Consider the following 13,600-nt stretch of genomic DNA (forward strand, 5'->3'; position numbering starts at 1 on the left):
ATACCGGCGACCGGTACCGGATCGCACTAACCATTCGGATCGCCGGTGCGGTCGTAGCATAGTCCCCATGACCGAAGAGGACATCCTGGCGCGTATCAAGAAACTGGTCGATCGCGAGCATGAATTGCGGTCCAAGGCGACCGCTGGTGCGGTCGATCCGGTGCTCGAGCGGCAGCAACTCGCCGAACTGGAGGTAATGCTCGATCAGGCCTGGGATCTGCTGCGACAGCGCCGGGCGCGGATCGATGCCGGTGCCACACCAGATGAGGCGCAGCAGAACCCGGCCCGCCAGGTCGAGGGTTATCTCCAGTGACCGCTGATTCCACCGCCGAATACGACGTCATCGTGATCGGCGGTGGGCCCGCCGGTGAGAACGCCGCCGCCTACGCGATCGCGGGCAGTGACCGCACGGCCGTCATCATAGAGCGGGAACTGGTCGGCGGTGAATGTTCGTATTGGGCGTGTATACCGAGCAAGGCGCTACTGCGACCGGCCCACGTGCTGTCCAGCGCCGAGGCCATGGTCGGAATCACCGCGAGCGGCCTCGACGTCGACGCGGTGTTGCGGCGGCGCGATGCCTTCACGCATAACCACGACGACCGCTCGCAGGTCGACTGGGCCACCGACAATCGCATCGCAGTGGTCCGCGGGATGGGGCGGCTCGTGGGCGAACGACTCGTCGAGGTCGGCGGCCGACAACTGCGCGCCCGCCACGCGGTGGTGCTGGCCACCGGCACCAAGGCCGCGGTTCCCGACGTACCCGGGTTGCGCGACGCGCTGCCGTGGATTTCCCGGGATGCGACCAATCTGCATGAGGTTCCACGCCGGGTGGTGATCATCGGCGGTGGTGTGGTCGCGTGCGAGGCGGCTACCTGGCTCGCTGCGCTCGGCGCGGAGGAGATCACCATGCTGGTCCGCGGCGATGCCTTGCTCGGCAATGCCGAACCGTTCGCGGGCGCACGCGTGACCGCGGCGCTATCCGAAGCCGGTGTCCGGATTCGATTCGGCACCCAACCGACTCGGGTGACCCGCGTCGATGCGAAAGACTCCGGCGAGGGCTGGATTCATGGCGGTCCGGTGACCGTCGAGATCGGGCAGAGCGAGATCGAGGCCGACGAGATCGTGGTGGCTGCCGGTCGCGGGCCCGCGACCGCGGAACTCGGCCTGAACTCGGTCGGGCTCGCCGACGGCTATGTCGAGGTGGACGACCGGTTGACAGTGCGCGGCGTCGACGGCGACTGGCTCTACGCGGTCGGCGATGTGAATCACCGGGCCGCGCTGACACACATGGGGAAATACCAGGCCAGGGTGTGTGGTGATGTCATTGCCGCACGGGCCGAGGGGCGTGCGCTCGCGGATGCGCGATATGCGGCGACGGGCGACCACGGGCAGGTGCCGCAGGTGATCTTCACCGCACCGGAAGTCGCGTCCGTCGGGCGTACCGAGGCGGCGGCGCGTAAAGCGGGCTATGCGGTCGACACCGTGGAGCTGGATATCGCGGTCGCCGGATCGTCGCTGGCCCGCGACGACTACGCGGGGCGGGCGAAGATCGTCATCGATACCGCGACCGACACGCTGCTCGGCGCGACTTTCGTCGGACCCGGGGTCGGCGAGCTGATCCACGCGGCGACCATTGCTGTGGTCGGCAGGGTGCCGCTGGCCGCGCTGTGGCACGCAGTGCCAGCCTATCCAACGGTGAGCGAGGTCTGGTTGCGTCTGCTGGAGGCCCGCCGCGCATAGTTACCATCGGAAAGATGTCCGATATCACGACCGCCGATGGAGTTGTCCGCGGCTACCGCGGCCGTCGCGCGCTGCGCTGGCGCTCCCTGCCCTATGCCGCCCCACCGGTCGGCGACATGCGTTTTCGCGCGCCGGAGCCGGTGACGCCGTGGACCGATGTCCGCGAGGCGACCACATTCGGGTTCGCCGCGATGCAGCATCGGTCCGGTGCCAGGATCGGGCCGCGCGAGTATCAGCCGACCAGTGAAGACGCGCTGACACTCAATGTCGTCGCACCGATCGAACCATCGTCGACACCCCGGCCCGTGCTGGTGTTCATTCACGGCGGCGGATATCAGATCGGCACCTCGGCGCTCGGTCTGTATTCCGGTGCGCGACTGGCGGTCGGCGGCGATGTGATCGTGGTGTCGCTGAACTACCGGCTCGGCGCGTTCGGCTATGTCGATTTCGGTGAATTCAGCACGCCCGAACGACCTTTCGACAGCAACCTCGGGCTACGCGATCAGGTCGCTGCGTTGGAATGGGTACAGCGCAATATCGCCGCATTCGGCGGAGATCCGGGCAATGTCACTATTTTCGGCGAATCCGCCGGTGCCCATGCGGTGCTCGCGCTGCTGGCCACACCGGCAGCCAAGGGACTCTTCCACCGAGGCATCGCACAGAGCCCGCCCGCCGATTGGGGTATGAGCGCCGAGGATGGGCGCGCGTTCGCCCGCCGATGTATAGACGCGCTCGGTGCCACACCAGATACCGCGGCCAAAGCCCTGATCACCGCCGGTGCCAATGACATTCGGCGGGCTGTCGACAGGACCAGCGATAAGGTTTGGCGGGAGCGCCCCGGACTGTTCCCCGTCGCGCCGGTCGTGGACGGCGAATATCTGCCGCAGTCCCCGATCGATGCGATCACCAGCGGTGCCGCACACCAGGTTCCACTCATCATCGGCACCAATCGCGACGAGGGCACCTTGTTCGCGAAATTCGCCGATGAACTGCCGACCACCCCGGACCGCCTGCATGCCCTGCTCACCCGGGCCGGTGGCGCAGAACTCGAATCCCGAGTCATAGCCGCCTATCCGGGCTATCCGGATGCGAAGGTCGCCGTTCGTGCCGGTGGTGATTATGTGTTCTGGCGGCCCTCGGTCACCGTCGCGGCCGGGCACAGTCGCTACGCCCCGACCTATGCCTACCGTTACGACTTCGCTCCGCGCGCACTGCGGCTCGCGGGAATCGGCGCGACTCATGCCACCGACCTGATCCCGGTCTTCGGTGCGGGCAATTCGCCGATCGGCCGGGCCTTGACCGTCGCGGGTGGGCGGCGCGGACTGCTCTCGGTCACCCAGCAGTTCCAGGACAATTGGCTCGCATTCGCGCGGACCGGCCGACCGCTCCCCTCCTGGCCCGCCTATACCGAAGACCGGCGCACGACGCTGATCATCGATGAGATCACCCGGTTGGAGAATGATCCGGAACAGGCCAAACGGATTGCCTGGCAAGGAATCCGGGTGCCTACCTTGATCTGACCTACTTCAATAGGCGTGACATGCGGCGGTCGGCGAGTACCTTCCCGCCGGTCTGGCAGGTCGGGCAGTACTGGAACGAGCGCTCAGCGTAGGAAACCTCGCGGACGGTGTCGCCGCAGACCGGGCACGGCAGTCCGGTGCGGGCGTGTACCCGCATGCCGGAACGCTTTTCGCCCTTGAGGCGGGCGGCATCCTGCCCGACGGAGCGCTGCACGGCGTCAGCGAGCACCGAGCGCATGGCCTCGTACAGCACCGAAATGGTCGCCGCCGACATGGTTTTGGTAGTGGCGAAGGGCGAGATCTCGGCGGTGTGCAGGATCTCGTCGGAGTAGGCATTGCCGATTCCGGCGAGCAGGGACTGGTCGACGATCGCGGTCTTGATGCGTTGCGATGCGCCGTGCAGGATCGCGCCGAATTGCTCCTCGGTCACCTCGAGGGCGTCGGGGCCGAGGCGCGCGATGCCTGGCACGAGTTTCGGATCGTCGACGATGTACACCGCGAGTCGTTTCTTGGTGCCCGCCTCCGTCAGGTCGAATGCGGGCGTCATGCCCTCGGGGGTGAAGAAGTGGACCCGTAGTGCGAGCGGGCTCTTGCCGCCCGGTTTGGGTGGTGTCTGGCTCGGCTCATCGATCCAGCGCAACCAGCCGCCGCGCGACAGATGAGTGATCAACCAGAGCCCGTCGCACTCCAGCCCGAGGAATTTCCCCCACCGGCCCGCCCCGGTCACATCGCGGCCGGACAGCGCCGTAACCGGCGGATCGAACGTCTTGACCGCACTCAGGGCCGCCACATCGACACGCCCCACCACGGCGCCGACCGCGTGCTCCCGCAGGAACTGCGCCAACGCCTCCACTTCCGGTAGCTCAGGCACGATCCTCAGGCTACCTGGCACCACCGACATCGGCGCAGTTCACGCACGCGCGGGTGGATCAAGATCAGGTGGCGGGGCTTCTCGGGGGATGCCGCCATGGATTCCACCTGATCTTGATTGGCGTGGATCAAGATCAGGTGGAACTGGTGGCGGGGACTTCTCGCTTGGGCGGATGCCGCCATGGATTCCACTTGATCTTGATCGCCGACGCACCACGGCGACCGGCCGGTCCCCGATCACCGTCACCACGACTCGCGGAACTGCGAGCGGCACAGGCGAATTGGCCTTCGCCGCTGCCACCACCGGGACGACAAACCTTGTCGCCCAAGCCACGTGCACCGATCCCGAAGCCCCGCACCACTAGCTCCCCCAGCGCCTCGGCGCATTCGAGGCCATCCACACCTCGGCAACCGCACCCGCCCTCGCCACCGTGCAGGCCGTCGCTACTCAGGAGCCCGGACGCAGGAGGTGAACATCCATGATCCAACAATGCTTCGATGGCATCCGGCACAGTGCGACGCAACTCGATCCAAATCCCTTGCCGGGCAGTCGATTGTGGGGAAAGCTCGATTCGGCGAGGCGTATGAGCCGCCAGCTGATCTTGACTAGGCGAAAGCTAGGTCAGGCCGAGGGTAGATCGCGGATAAGAACGTCGAACGTCGGCGCGTCAGGCCAGCTCGGCTTGCTGATTCCAACACGGTTCCAACCCCAGCTGCGATAGGCGCGATACGCGCGTTCGTTGTCCGGTTCGACCAGCAGTGTCGCGCGCTGCTCTGGACGGCTCCCCAGCAGTTTGTCATGCAGCGCTCGCGCGAGACCGCGTCCGGCGTATTCGGTACACACCATGATCTCCGACAGCGCGAATGTGCGGGTGCCGTCCTCTTCGATAAGCGCGCTGCGGTCGGTGACGGTCTCGTCCGGCTGGAAGTTGGTCCACCATGCAGCATTCGGCCTCAGCGTCCAACCCCAGGTTTGGCCAGCTGCGCGGCTGTCCGCTTCGGCGATCACCATGGCGAACTCGCCACTGCGTGTTGGGTCGGTATAGCTGTCGAACCGGTGCATGAATGTCGCGGGCGAGTCGAACGGGTCACCGGAGGCGATCGCGTCGACATAGGAGCGGCGGTAGATGTCCTCGACGACCGCTCGCAGATCGCGGGCCTCCACTGCGTCTAGGTATCGGAACTCGATCCGTTCAGTAAGGCTCATGCGCTGATCGCTGTCTGCTCGGTCAGCGTGTCGAATTGGTGCCCGAAGTCGGCTCCGGCGGGGAGCGTCATGGTTGCGCGCCGGACTGGTTCGAGGACCTTCAGTGTGCGCGGCGAGGAGACAGCGGACCCGAGGTGGTCCAGCACCGGGAACGCTTCGGCGAGTGCCCCGTTGACGTCTCCAGCCGCCGCGCGGGCAGAGGCCAGCCATGCCCGAGCATTGATGGTGTTGCGCGCCGACGTTTGTTCGCTGGCAGCTGCTTCCAGCAGTTCCACTGCCTTCGTGTGCTGGCCAATGCGTCCGAACCCGCGGGCCTCGTGTCCGCTGACCTCGGCATGGTTGACGAACCGGAGCCAGGGCGGGCATTCCTGGATCGGTTCGTGCTCGACTGCCTGATCCACCTCGCGCCATGCGGTCGCGATCGCGCGGCCGAACGCGGAACGGTCTTCAAGCAGCGCGGCGGCTTGGGCTTGCCGGATCGCGACCAGGGCGTGGATACGCCCCGGCGGTCGTCCGCGCATGAGGTGGCGCGCTCGGTCGATAAGGTTCAGCGCGTGGTGCGGGCTCGCCTGCCCGCTTACGCTTAGCGCGATGGATTGGTTCGCGGCATATAGGCAGGTGTGGGCGGTCAGATCCGGATCGTCTGCCTGGCTTGCCAATGCCATCGCGTCGGAGAAGCAGCGGCGAGCGAGCGGCTGCATGTCAGCGTCTAACGCCAACCAGCCCGCCATGACGGCGAGTTCTCCGGTGGCGGAGGCGTAGGCATCCCCTGCCTGTAAGTCGAACTCACATGCTTCAAGCCGGTTCTTAGCGCGTGCTAGACCTTCGATTGCGTAGCTGACGAGCTGCGCACCATCAGCTCGCTGATCCTCCTGCTCCAGCTCGTCAACCCGATCGCGCAGTCGCCGCGCATCGGACAAGCCAAGCCGATGTGCGGCGTCGATGTCCCAAGAGCCCAGGACCGTCGCAGCCCCAGCCATGGCCGACAACCTGCCGAACTCTCGCCGTCTCACGTCACCATCGACTTCCCACGCATAGATACCTAGCGCACCATCTGACCCATCGGTTTCGTGTACACCACGATGCCCAATATTCGTTGGGCGCGCTGCGTTGACTGCTGACCAGAACCGCTCCGCCTGCTCCTGGTTTAATCCCGCGAGCGTGGTGTCGAGGTCATGGGCCGACTTGCCTCGTACTGGCCGCTCCGCCGTAGCACGCTGCCACTTGCGCACCGTCACCGGCTGATAGCCGAGCCGTTGTGCGAACTCTTCCTGAGTCAGGCGCATGGCCACGCGCCACAACGCCTTGACTTCAACACCCGTCCAATCAGTAACGATCATCCGCCGCCCCGTCCCGCGCCTGCAATCCGGTGTAGCGGAAGCGTATCGGTTTTGTGCGGTCTTGTGCCTGGGAACGAACCGGCTGCTCAATCACGCTCGAAGTAGCCCCGGTGCCGGGGAGTACGTCATCACCTACGCCGCCGGTGATGAACTCCGGCGCCGGGTGCGTTCCAGCGTCGAGCGACACGGGAGACAAAGGATGTACAGCGAACGCGAAGGCGCTCCGCCACAAGGCGGTCAAATGCTGACCGCACCAGAACGGCCGCACCGGGCCGAATTCGTAGGGCCGCCGCGCCCAGTCCGCTGCGATGTGCCGGGTGACGTCATTGCTCAATTCCGCGATGCCCTTATGGAATTGGACACCACAGCGGACCCCGCCCCAAGCCCAGCGCCGAGCGAAGAGATCGCTCGCGCCCGCCGCGCCCTCTCCATATGGGCGACCCCAGAACGCCCCGATGGCGGGATGTCATATGGCCTGCCATCGGGTGCAATCCACGAGTTCTCTTCCCGGAACAGGAGTGCCTCATGACCCGGGATCGGTTGCGCACCAGCCAATCCCCGGATGGCCGACTGGTCGCGCAGTGGCATCTCGACGGCACGATCGCCCGGATTCACCAGGTGCAGAACCACGCTGACGCTAGACGCGGGCTGGTCGTCTTCGATACCGCCAAGCTGCCGGATCTGGCCGACGCACGTGCAGCGCTTCCCAGCTACGAAGCTCTGTGGGACACGATCCGGCACGAACGCCTCTCGGCAATTTTCAGCGTCGCTGAAATCCCCACGGGCACTGCATGAATGTCTACGGGGATTCGGTGACCGCCGACCGGGCGCCGCGCGGTGTAGACGCGCCTATGCCCAATGCCGCCCGCATCTACAACTACTTGCTCGGCGGTAAAGACAATTACATGGTCGACCAGCGGGTCGCCGAGCGAATGCTCGCGGTCGCACCGGACACCAAGACGACGGCGTGGTTCAGTCGCAAATTCCTACTCAGAGCCGTGGAAGACGCGGCCGAGGCTGGAATTCGGCAGTTCATCGATATAGGTGCCGGTATCCCCATCTCACCCAATGTGCACGAGATAGCGCAGAAGATCGACCCTTCGGCGCGGGTGGTGATGATCGACTACGACCCGGTCGTTCATGTGCACACCCACGCGTTGTTGTCCGCCGCGACCGGGGTCACGTCGATACTCGGTGATATCCGCCGGACCGACAAGGTCATCGAGAAGTCGAAGACCGAGGGGCGCATCGACTTCGACGAGCCGGTAGCGATTCTGATCGTCGGCGTCCTGCACTTCGTGATGGACGATGAGTATCCGGCCGAGATTATCGCGCGACTCCGCGATGTGATGGCACCAGGAAGCATTCTCGCCTTCACGCACGCTTCGGCGTGGTCGTCCGAGGAGCTTGTTGCGCAGGTGACTGGCGACACCGAAGGCAGCTCGGCGCAGTGCCAATTCCGGACCCCGGATGAGGTGGCCATCTTCCTGCACGGATTCGAAGTGGCCGAGCCCGGTCTGGTGCCGGTACAGGAATGGCTCGACGACGAACTGCCCGCTACCGGGCTGCACGTACTCGCTGCCATCGGTCGCGTCGTCGGCGCTGGATAGAGGGTGTCATCGCTCCTGTAGCCACCCACTGATGCCCCCACCCCACAAGCAATCGAAAACCACTGGGAGAGAACATGGTCAGCACAGAATCCTCGCCCAGCACCATCGCGCCCGAAGCAGTCGGTCGCGTGCTGAGGCTGGTTATCGACGCGGTCAACGAATGCAACCTTCGCTGCCTCTACTGCCATCCGGGCGAGGTGTGGAGGCAACAGCAACTCCCGCCACCGGCGTTGTGGTCCGCGCTCGAGGCAGCCGAGGCCGCGGGCGTGCTCGAAGTGGTCCTGACCGGCGGTGAGATCACCATGCATCACAGCCTGCCCGCGGTGCTGGGAGCTACGCATCAGCTCCGGCGGACGGCGTCCACGCTGATCACCAATGCCACCCAGCTCACCCCTACAATCGTCGACCTGCTGACGGCATCGAACCTGACCCGCATCTGCACCAGTGTGGACGGCGTAACCAACGATCTCCACGGCTCCGCGCGGGGGAAGAACCTTGCGAAGGTGCTCGACGGTTTGCGGAACCTGAACGAGACCGGCAAGTCGATCACTGTCATCACGGTTGTGCATCAACGCAATTGGATGCAGGTGATCGAACTCAGCGAGTTCCTTGCCGCCAACGGACTCGCATCGCAGCATCATCTGTGCGCACCGAGCTTTTCCGGGCAGGCCCGCGCCCACTATGCACAGCTGGGGTTGCGTGAAGACGAGTTCCACGGCGTGCAAGAGTTAGTGGACGACCATCACCAGCGATTGGCCGACGCGGGGCTGTACCTGACGTTCAACTCGATCTGGCCAGCCACCGGCGTCCGGCCACTGGCAGTCAACCCGACGCGGACGATCACGTTGCAGCAGTTGTCCGAGCAAGTCAAGGACACCCTCTGCAATGTCCGCCCCAATGGAGAGTTCCGGTTGCAGGCCGCCACCTGGGGGCGCGAGATGGTCGGCAACGCCGCTCTCGGCTCCGTGCACACCGAAGCGGCGGCTGACTTGCTCGCCCGCGCCGAATCGGTGCTGGAGGAAGGAACAGCGCGCCAGCTGCCCCGAGAGCTGGAGGCCCAGCACAAGTTTCAGCTCGGCACCGCCGCGAACCGGGATACGACCGAGCAGCTGATAGGCCGCACCGACAGTCCCGCCCCCAACGTCGACCTGATCCCTATCGGCAGCGTCGACCAGCACTGGTTGCTGGACAACCCAGTCGATATCGCAGATGTCGCCGCACAGCTCGACGCCCGGCCAGATGAACACCGCGTGGTGAGACATCCCAGCGGCACAGTGTTGATCTTCGACCGTCCCCGCTCGCTGGTGACATTGCTGAAACCCGCGGAATGGAAACAGATCCCCACCACCCCGACTGCGCGGGGGATGTCATGACGACCGCCACCCTGCTCGATCAGGCTCGCCAGTTCCTCCACTGCGACGACGGATTAGCCGCACTCGCAACCGAAGTGCTCAATCGTGCTCCGGCAGATACCGCGGTCCGGGCGGCGCTGGCCTGCCATCTCGCCGCACCACACACCCCAGCGGCGACGCTCGCCGCGAACGCAGGACTGGACATCGAGGCGGTCCGCGAGATGTACCGGTTCGCGCGAACGAATCACCAGTTTCGGCAGCTGGTCGGGTCGCCGTATTACCCGCACCGGTTGCGGTGCGGGTTCGCAGCAGCGACGGTAGCTGAGTGGCGGCGGCGTCCGGAGATCCCGCAACGGATTCTCGCCCGCAAACCGGTGTTGGCCGAGACCGTGGAGATTCACCCCCCCCCGCGGCACCTGCAACTACCGCTGCCGCATGTGCCTATGGTCCGACCAAGCCGAACTCACCTATGCCACAAAGCAACTCGACACCGACGGCCTCATGAGCGTCGGCGACTGGATCCGTGTCGTCGATGAACTCGCCGCCGCTGGGGTCCGGCGTCTGGTCATCTCCGGCGGCGGCGAAGCGCTGATCAACCCAGATCTGCCCGACATCCTCAACCATGCTGCCGGTCTCGGGTTCGAAATCCACGTCTACACCACAGGATTCAGCGCCCGGCCCGGCAGCAGACTGTTCACCGCGCTGCTGCGCTGCCAACGGATTCGGTTCTCCATACACTCGCCCGACCCGGTCACCTACGACCACGTCGCAGGCACGAGGCCCCCCCAGCGGGCGCTGGAACGAGTGACCGGTAATCTCGCCGCGCTGCTCGACGACCGGGGCGAATTTCCTGCGGTCGGGATCGGCATGGTGATCCAGCCCGAGAACCACGACCAGATCGAGGCGATGGCCGACTTCGCCGAAGCGTGCGGCGCCGACTGGCTCGATCTCCGCAAGGACGAGGTCGACGTGACCGACGGGCTCGATGGCGCACAGTTGACCGTGGTGCGCGAACAACTGAACGCCGTGCGTACCCGTGCCGGTGGATCAACCAGGATCGACATGGGCGACGAGCTCGTCGCACTCGCCAACGGTCTGACTCCGGACCGGGCGCGTACTCCGGAATGCGCTGGCCGCTGGTTCCGGCCGACGATCGGCGCATTCGGGCACCTCACGCCGTGCGATCTGAAGGCCGAACCACGATTCACGGCCACCGGCTACAACCTTGGCAATGTCAAGCGCTCTCGCATCCTGGACGTTGTCGCCAGCACGAGCGGGCACCGGATCGACGACGATTGTTCGCAGTGTATGCCCAGCTCGCGCACCGGCAACGCCGTGGTGCACAAGCTCCTCGAGGACCTACAGGCGGGTGTCAGCCTGGAAGAACAGCCGTTCGCCTAGCGGCTTTCCACCCGTTGAAGCAGGGCGGTCCGTGCCACCGCGGCCAGGCCGCGAACGATCAGTCCGACCGCCACCACGGGCGCGAACACGACCCACGGCGACCCCTTGTGGTAGTCGCAGTAGAACCGCAACGCGCTCCGGTGGTGTGACCGGACCTTCCGGAACGGTGCGGACCGCATACTGCCGCCCTCGCGGTGGCGGATCTCCACGTTCGGGTCCAAGACGACCCGCCACCCGTTGCGGTGCATGTCCAGGGCCATCTTGGTTTCCTCGAAGTAGAGGAAGTAGCGGTCGTCGAAGCCGCCTACCGCGTCGAACGCCTCGCGTCGAAACAACATGCAGCAGCCGGAAATCCAGTCCACATCACTGACTTTGGTGACCTGCTCGCCGAAGTAGCGACGTGTCGCCGGATTGTCCCGCCAGATCCCACCCAGTAGCGCGTGCGCGATGCCGACGACCAGCGAGGGGAACCGTCGCCCACTCGGGTACGGCTCGCCGTCCAGACGCGCGATGCGGGGGCCGATCATACCGATGCGTTGATCAGTGTTAGCGGTCTCGATCAGCGCGGCGATCGAGCCGGGTGTGAGTTTGGTGTCGGGATTGGCTACGAGGATCCAATCCGCGTTGGTCGCGGCTGCGCCTTGGTTGATCGCGGCGGCAAGGCCGACGTTTCGGGTGTTGCGGATGACTCGGCCGCCGAACTCTTCGACGATTTCGGCGCTGCGGTCGGTCGAGACGTTGTCGATGCCGACCACATCGACGGTGTATGGCTCGACTGCCGCTGGAAGTGTCTTCAGGAATCCGGGTAGATCTTCAGCGCTCTGGTAGGTGACGAGGGCCAAGCCGACACACTTCTCATCCGAGCTGGACATGATGGCGAACCTATCACTCGCCAACCCACCGCACAGCACCAGCAGCCGTACCCTCCCGGATCTCGCTCCTATCGCGGATCAAATCCTGCGAGAAACCTTGGGGCTCAACTACATCGAGCTCGCACAGCGCCTGCAACAAGTAGGGATTGCCCGGCGTGGACTAGATCGGGTGGCGCTGAAGAAGATCGAGGAAGGCGAGCGCCGCGTCGACACCGACGAACTCGTAGCCCTTGCCATCGCGCTGGACGTCTCCCTCATCACCCTGCTCATGCCGCTGGAAGCGGGCAGGCACGAGCGCTTCGTCGAGGAAATCACAGCGGCGCAATGGTGGGAGTGGCTACGGGCGTCCGAGCCGTACGCCGCCGCGCTGGGTGAACGCGGCGGACGCGGGCGATTGGAGTTCGCATTGAGAATGCCTGCCGTCATGGGTTGTCGATGAGCTTGCCGACGTAGTGCAAGCCGCGCAGCGAGAGGAGTAGCCATGTCGCCTGAACGACTGGCACCCGGCGAAGTAGGCACTTATTGGCCCGCTGTGCCGAGATGGAACGAAAATCGGCAGCACTTCGAGTGGTCCGTCACGATCGGCGAGCCCGTCGGCGATCCGAAATCTGTGTGGGCTCACGGCGCGTCAAAAGCAAGATCTACAACAAGATCGTGGAAGACACCCCGCTCGAGGTGTCTTCGCTGAAGACGTTGCGCTCGACGATGGCGACCCGCGTCACTGAGCAGTACCTGCATTTAGGGAAGGACTACGCTCTGGCACGAGCCAGGGAAATCCTGGTTCACGAGATCGGCAGCAAGGTCACGACAGCCCACTACGTTGCGGCCAGTTATCGACTTCACCGGGTCGGCCGATCCGGTTCCCAGCGAATCCCTTCACGAAAACCTTCACACGCCCCGGAGGGGAGATTCCGCCGGTGCTGTTTAGCAGGTCAGGCTGTTATTCGGTCCTCCGAAGCATATAAACATCCATGATCCAACCCTTTTCGGCACGCAATCGGGTGCGCCGGTCGACGATCTCCTGCTCGACCGCACGTAGCGGCCCCTCGATCACTACCTCGTCGGACATGCCCAGATACGCACCCCACCAGATGTGCACATCATCACCGGGCACCTCGGTGAACGAACAGTCACCATCCAGCATCACCACGGTCGAGCCGCTGAGCCCGTCCTCGCGCAGTCGACGCCCGGTGGTGACGTGCACCGGCTCGCCGATGCGGTGCAGCACCATCCGATGCCGAGCCGCCAATGCCTGCACGCTGGTGACGCCTGGAATCACCTCGTAATCGAAGCTCAGCGCCCCGCGATCGAGCACCCGCTCGACCATGCGCAGTGTGCTGTCGTAGAGCGACGGATCACCCCAGACGAGAATGCCGCCGACACCGTCGACCCGCGCGAACGCATCTTCCAGCAGCGCCGAGCGGCGATCGTGCCAATCCTCGACAACGCCTCGGTAGTCGGCGGGATCCCGGTCGCGCGGCGGATCGGCGATCTGCACAATGCGGTACGGATGATCGAGATGTTCGGCGAGGATCGCCGTGCGCACGTCGACCAGCTCCTGTTTCTCGACCCCCTTTCCGATGACGAAAAACACCTCGACCTGCCGCATTGCCTTGATCGCCTGCACCGTCACCTGGTCCGGATCCCCGGCACCGATGCCGATCACATAGAGCTTGCGCATGGCTCGA

General features: G+C 65.1%; 14 protein-coding genes. 8 read left to right on the top strand and 6 right to left on the bottom strand.

From position 1 onward, the window contains the following. Window positions 1-67: 67 nt before the first annotated feature. Genes AB0L63_RS02910 through AB0L63_RS02920 form a run of 3 tightly spaced genes read left to right on the top strand, consistent with a single transcriptional unit; the run spans window position 68 to window position 3,260 of the window. Window positions 68-313: a DUF2630 family protein gene (locus AB0L63_RS02910; RefSeq protein ID WP_364493587.1), complete on the top strand. Its 246-nt coding sequence runs from the start codon at window positions 68-70 to the stop codon at window positions 311-313. After that, window positions 310-1,740: an NAD(P)/FAD-dependent oxidoreductase gene (locus AB0L63_RS02915; RefSeq protein ID WP_364493589.1), complete on the top strand. Its 1,431-nt coding sequence runs from the start codon at window positions 310-312 to the stop codon at window positions 1,738-1,740. The genes AB0L63_RS02910 and AB0L63_RS02915 overlap by 4 nt, the downstream gene beginning before the upstream one ends. A gap of 14 nt (window positions 1,741-1,754) precedes the next feature. Then, entirely contained in the window at window positions 1,755-3,260 is a 1,506-nt protein-coding gene (locus tag AB0L63_RS02920) for a carboxylesterase/lipase family protein (protein ID WP_364493591.1), read from the top strand. A 1-nt stretch (window position 3,261) separates the two neighbouring features. On the opposite strand, the gene AB0L63_RS02925 is transcribed toward AB0L63_RS02920, so the two are convergent. The 4 genes from AB0L63_RS02925 to AB0L63_RS02940 all read right to left on the bottom strand — a co-directional run bounded on the left by AB0L63_RS02925 (window position 3,262) and on the right by AB0L63_RS02940 (window position 7,011). Continuing rightward, window positions 3,262-4,131 carry a DNA-formamidopyrimidine glycosylase family protein gene (locus AB0L63_RS02925; RefSeq protein ID WP_364493593.1) on the bottom strand — a complete coding sequence of 290 codons (870 nt, stop codon included), beginning with the start codon at window positions 4,129-4,131 and terminating at the stop codon, window positions 3,262-3,264. A gap of 621 nt (window positions 4,132-4,752) precedes the next feature. Next, on the bottom strand, window positions 4,753-5,337 hold the full coding sequence (locus AB0L63_RS02930) for a GNAT family N-acetyltransferase (RefSeq protein WP_364493595.1): 585 nt from the start codon (window positions 5,335-5,337) through the stop codon (window positions 4,753-4,755). Continuing rightward, the gene (locus tag AB0L63_RS02935) at window positions 5,334-6,677 is read right to left on the bottom strand and encodes a hypothetical protein (RefSeq protein WP_364493597.1); all 1,344 of its coding nucleotides are present in this window, start codon (window positions 6,675-6,677) and stop codon (window positions 5,334-5,336) included. The genes AB0L63_RS02930 and AB0L63_RS02935 overlap by 4 nt, the downstream gene beginning before the upstream one ends. Next, entirely contained in the window at window positions 6,664-7,011 is a 348-nt protein-coding gene (locus AB0L63_RS02940; RefSeq protein WP_364493599.1) for a hypothetical protein, read from the bottom strand. The genes AB0L63_RS02935 and AB0L63_RS02940 overlap by 14 nt, the downstream gene beginning before the upstream one ends. Window positions 7,012-7,202: 191 nt before the next feature. Here AB0L63_RS02940 and AB0L63_RS02945 point away from each other — a divergent pair, with 191 nt between their 5' ends. The 4 genes from AB0L63_RS02945 (at window position 7,203) to AB0L63_RS02960 (ending at window position 11,040) form a co-directional block, all read left to right on the top strand. Continuing rightward, the gene (locus tag AB0L63_RS02945) at window positions 7,203-7,472 is read left to right on the top strand and encodes a hypothetical protein (protein ID WP_364493601.1); all 270 of its coding nucleotides are present in this window, start codon (window positions 7,203-7,205) and stop codon (window positions 7,470-7,472) included. Next, window positions 7,469-8,287 carry an SAM-dependent methyltransferase gene (locus tag AB0L63_RS02950; RefSeq protein ID WP_364493603.1) on the top strand — a complete coding sequence of 273 codons (819 nt, stop codon included), beginning with the start codon at window positions 7,469-7,471 and terminating at the stop codon, window positions 8,285-8,287. Before AB0L63_RS02945 ends, AB0L63_RS02950 begins: the two co-directional genes overlap by 4 nt. 74 nt (window positions 8,288-8,361) lie before the next feature. Further along, window positions 8,362-9,660: a radical SAM protein gene (locus AB0L63_RS02955; protein WP_364493605.1), complete on the top strand. Its 1,299-nt coding sequence runs from the start codon at window positions 8,362-8,364 to the stop codon at window positions 9,658-9,660. 300 nt (window positions 9,661-9,960) lie between these two features. Next, a complete protein-coding gene (locus AB0L63_RS02960; RefSeq protein ID WP_364494007.1) occupies window positions 9,961-11,040 on the top strand; it encodes a radical SAM protein in 1,080 nt (359 codons plus the stop codon). On the opposite strand, the gene AB0L63_RS02965 is transcribed toward AB0L63_RS02960, so the two are convergent. Then, window positions 11,037-11,912 carry a glycosyltransferase family 2 protein gene (locus AB0L63_RS02965; RefSeq protein ID WP_364493607.1) on the bottom strand — a complete coding sequence of 292 codons (876 nt, stop codon included), beginning with the start codon at window positions 11,910-11,912 and terminating at the stop codon, window positions 11,037-11,039. The genes AB0L63_RS02960 and AB0L63_RS02965 overlap by 4 nt on opposite strands. Window position 11,913: 1 nt before the next feature. On the opposite strand from AB0L63_RS02965, the gene AB0L63_RS02970 reads away from it, so the two are divergent. Beyond that, entirely contained in the window at window positions 11,914-12,351 is a 438-nt protein-coding gene (locus AB0L63_RS02970; RefSeq protein ID WP_364493609.1) for a helix-turn-helix transcriptional regulator, read from the top strand. Window positions 12,352-12,852: 501 nt separating this feature from the next. On the opposite strand, the gene cobF is transcribed toward AB0L63_RS02970, so the two are convergent. Then, entirely contained in the window at window positions 12,853-13,593 is a 741-nt protein-coding gene (gene cobF, locus AB0L63_RS02975; RefSeq protein WP_364493611.1) for a precorrin-6A synthase (deacetylating), read from the bottom strand. Window positions 13,594-13,600: the final 7 nt, after the last annotated feature.

This window comes from Nocardia sp. NPDC051990, assembly GCF_040680755.1.
Classification (GTDB): domain Bacteria; phylum Actinomycetota; class Actinomycetes; order Mycobacteriales; family Mycobacteriaceae; genus Nocardia.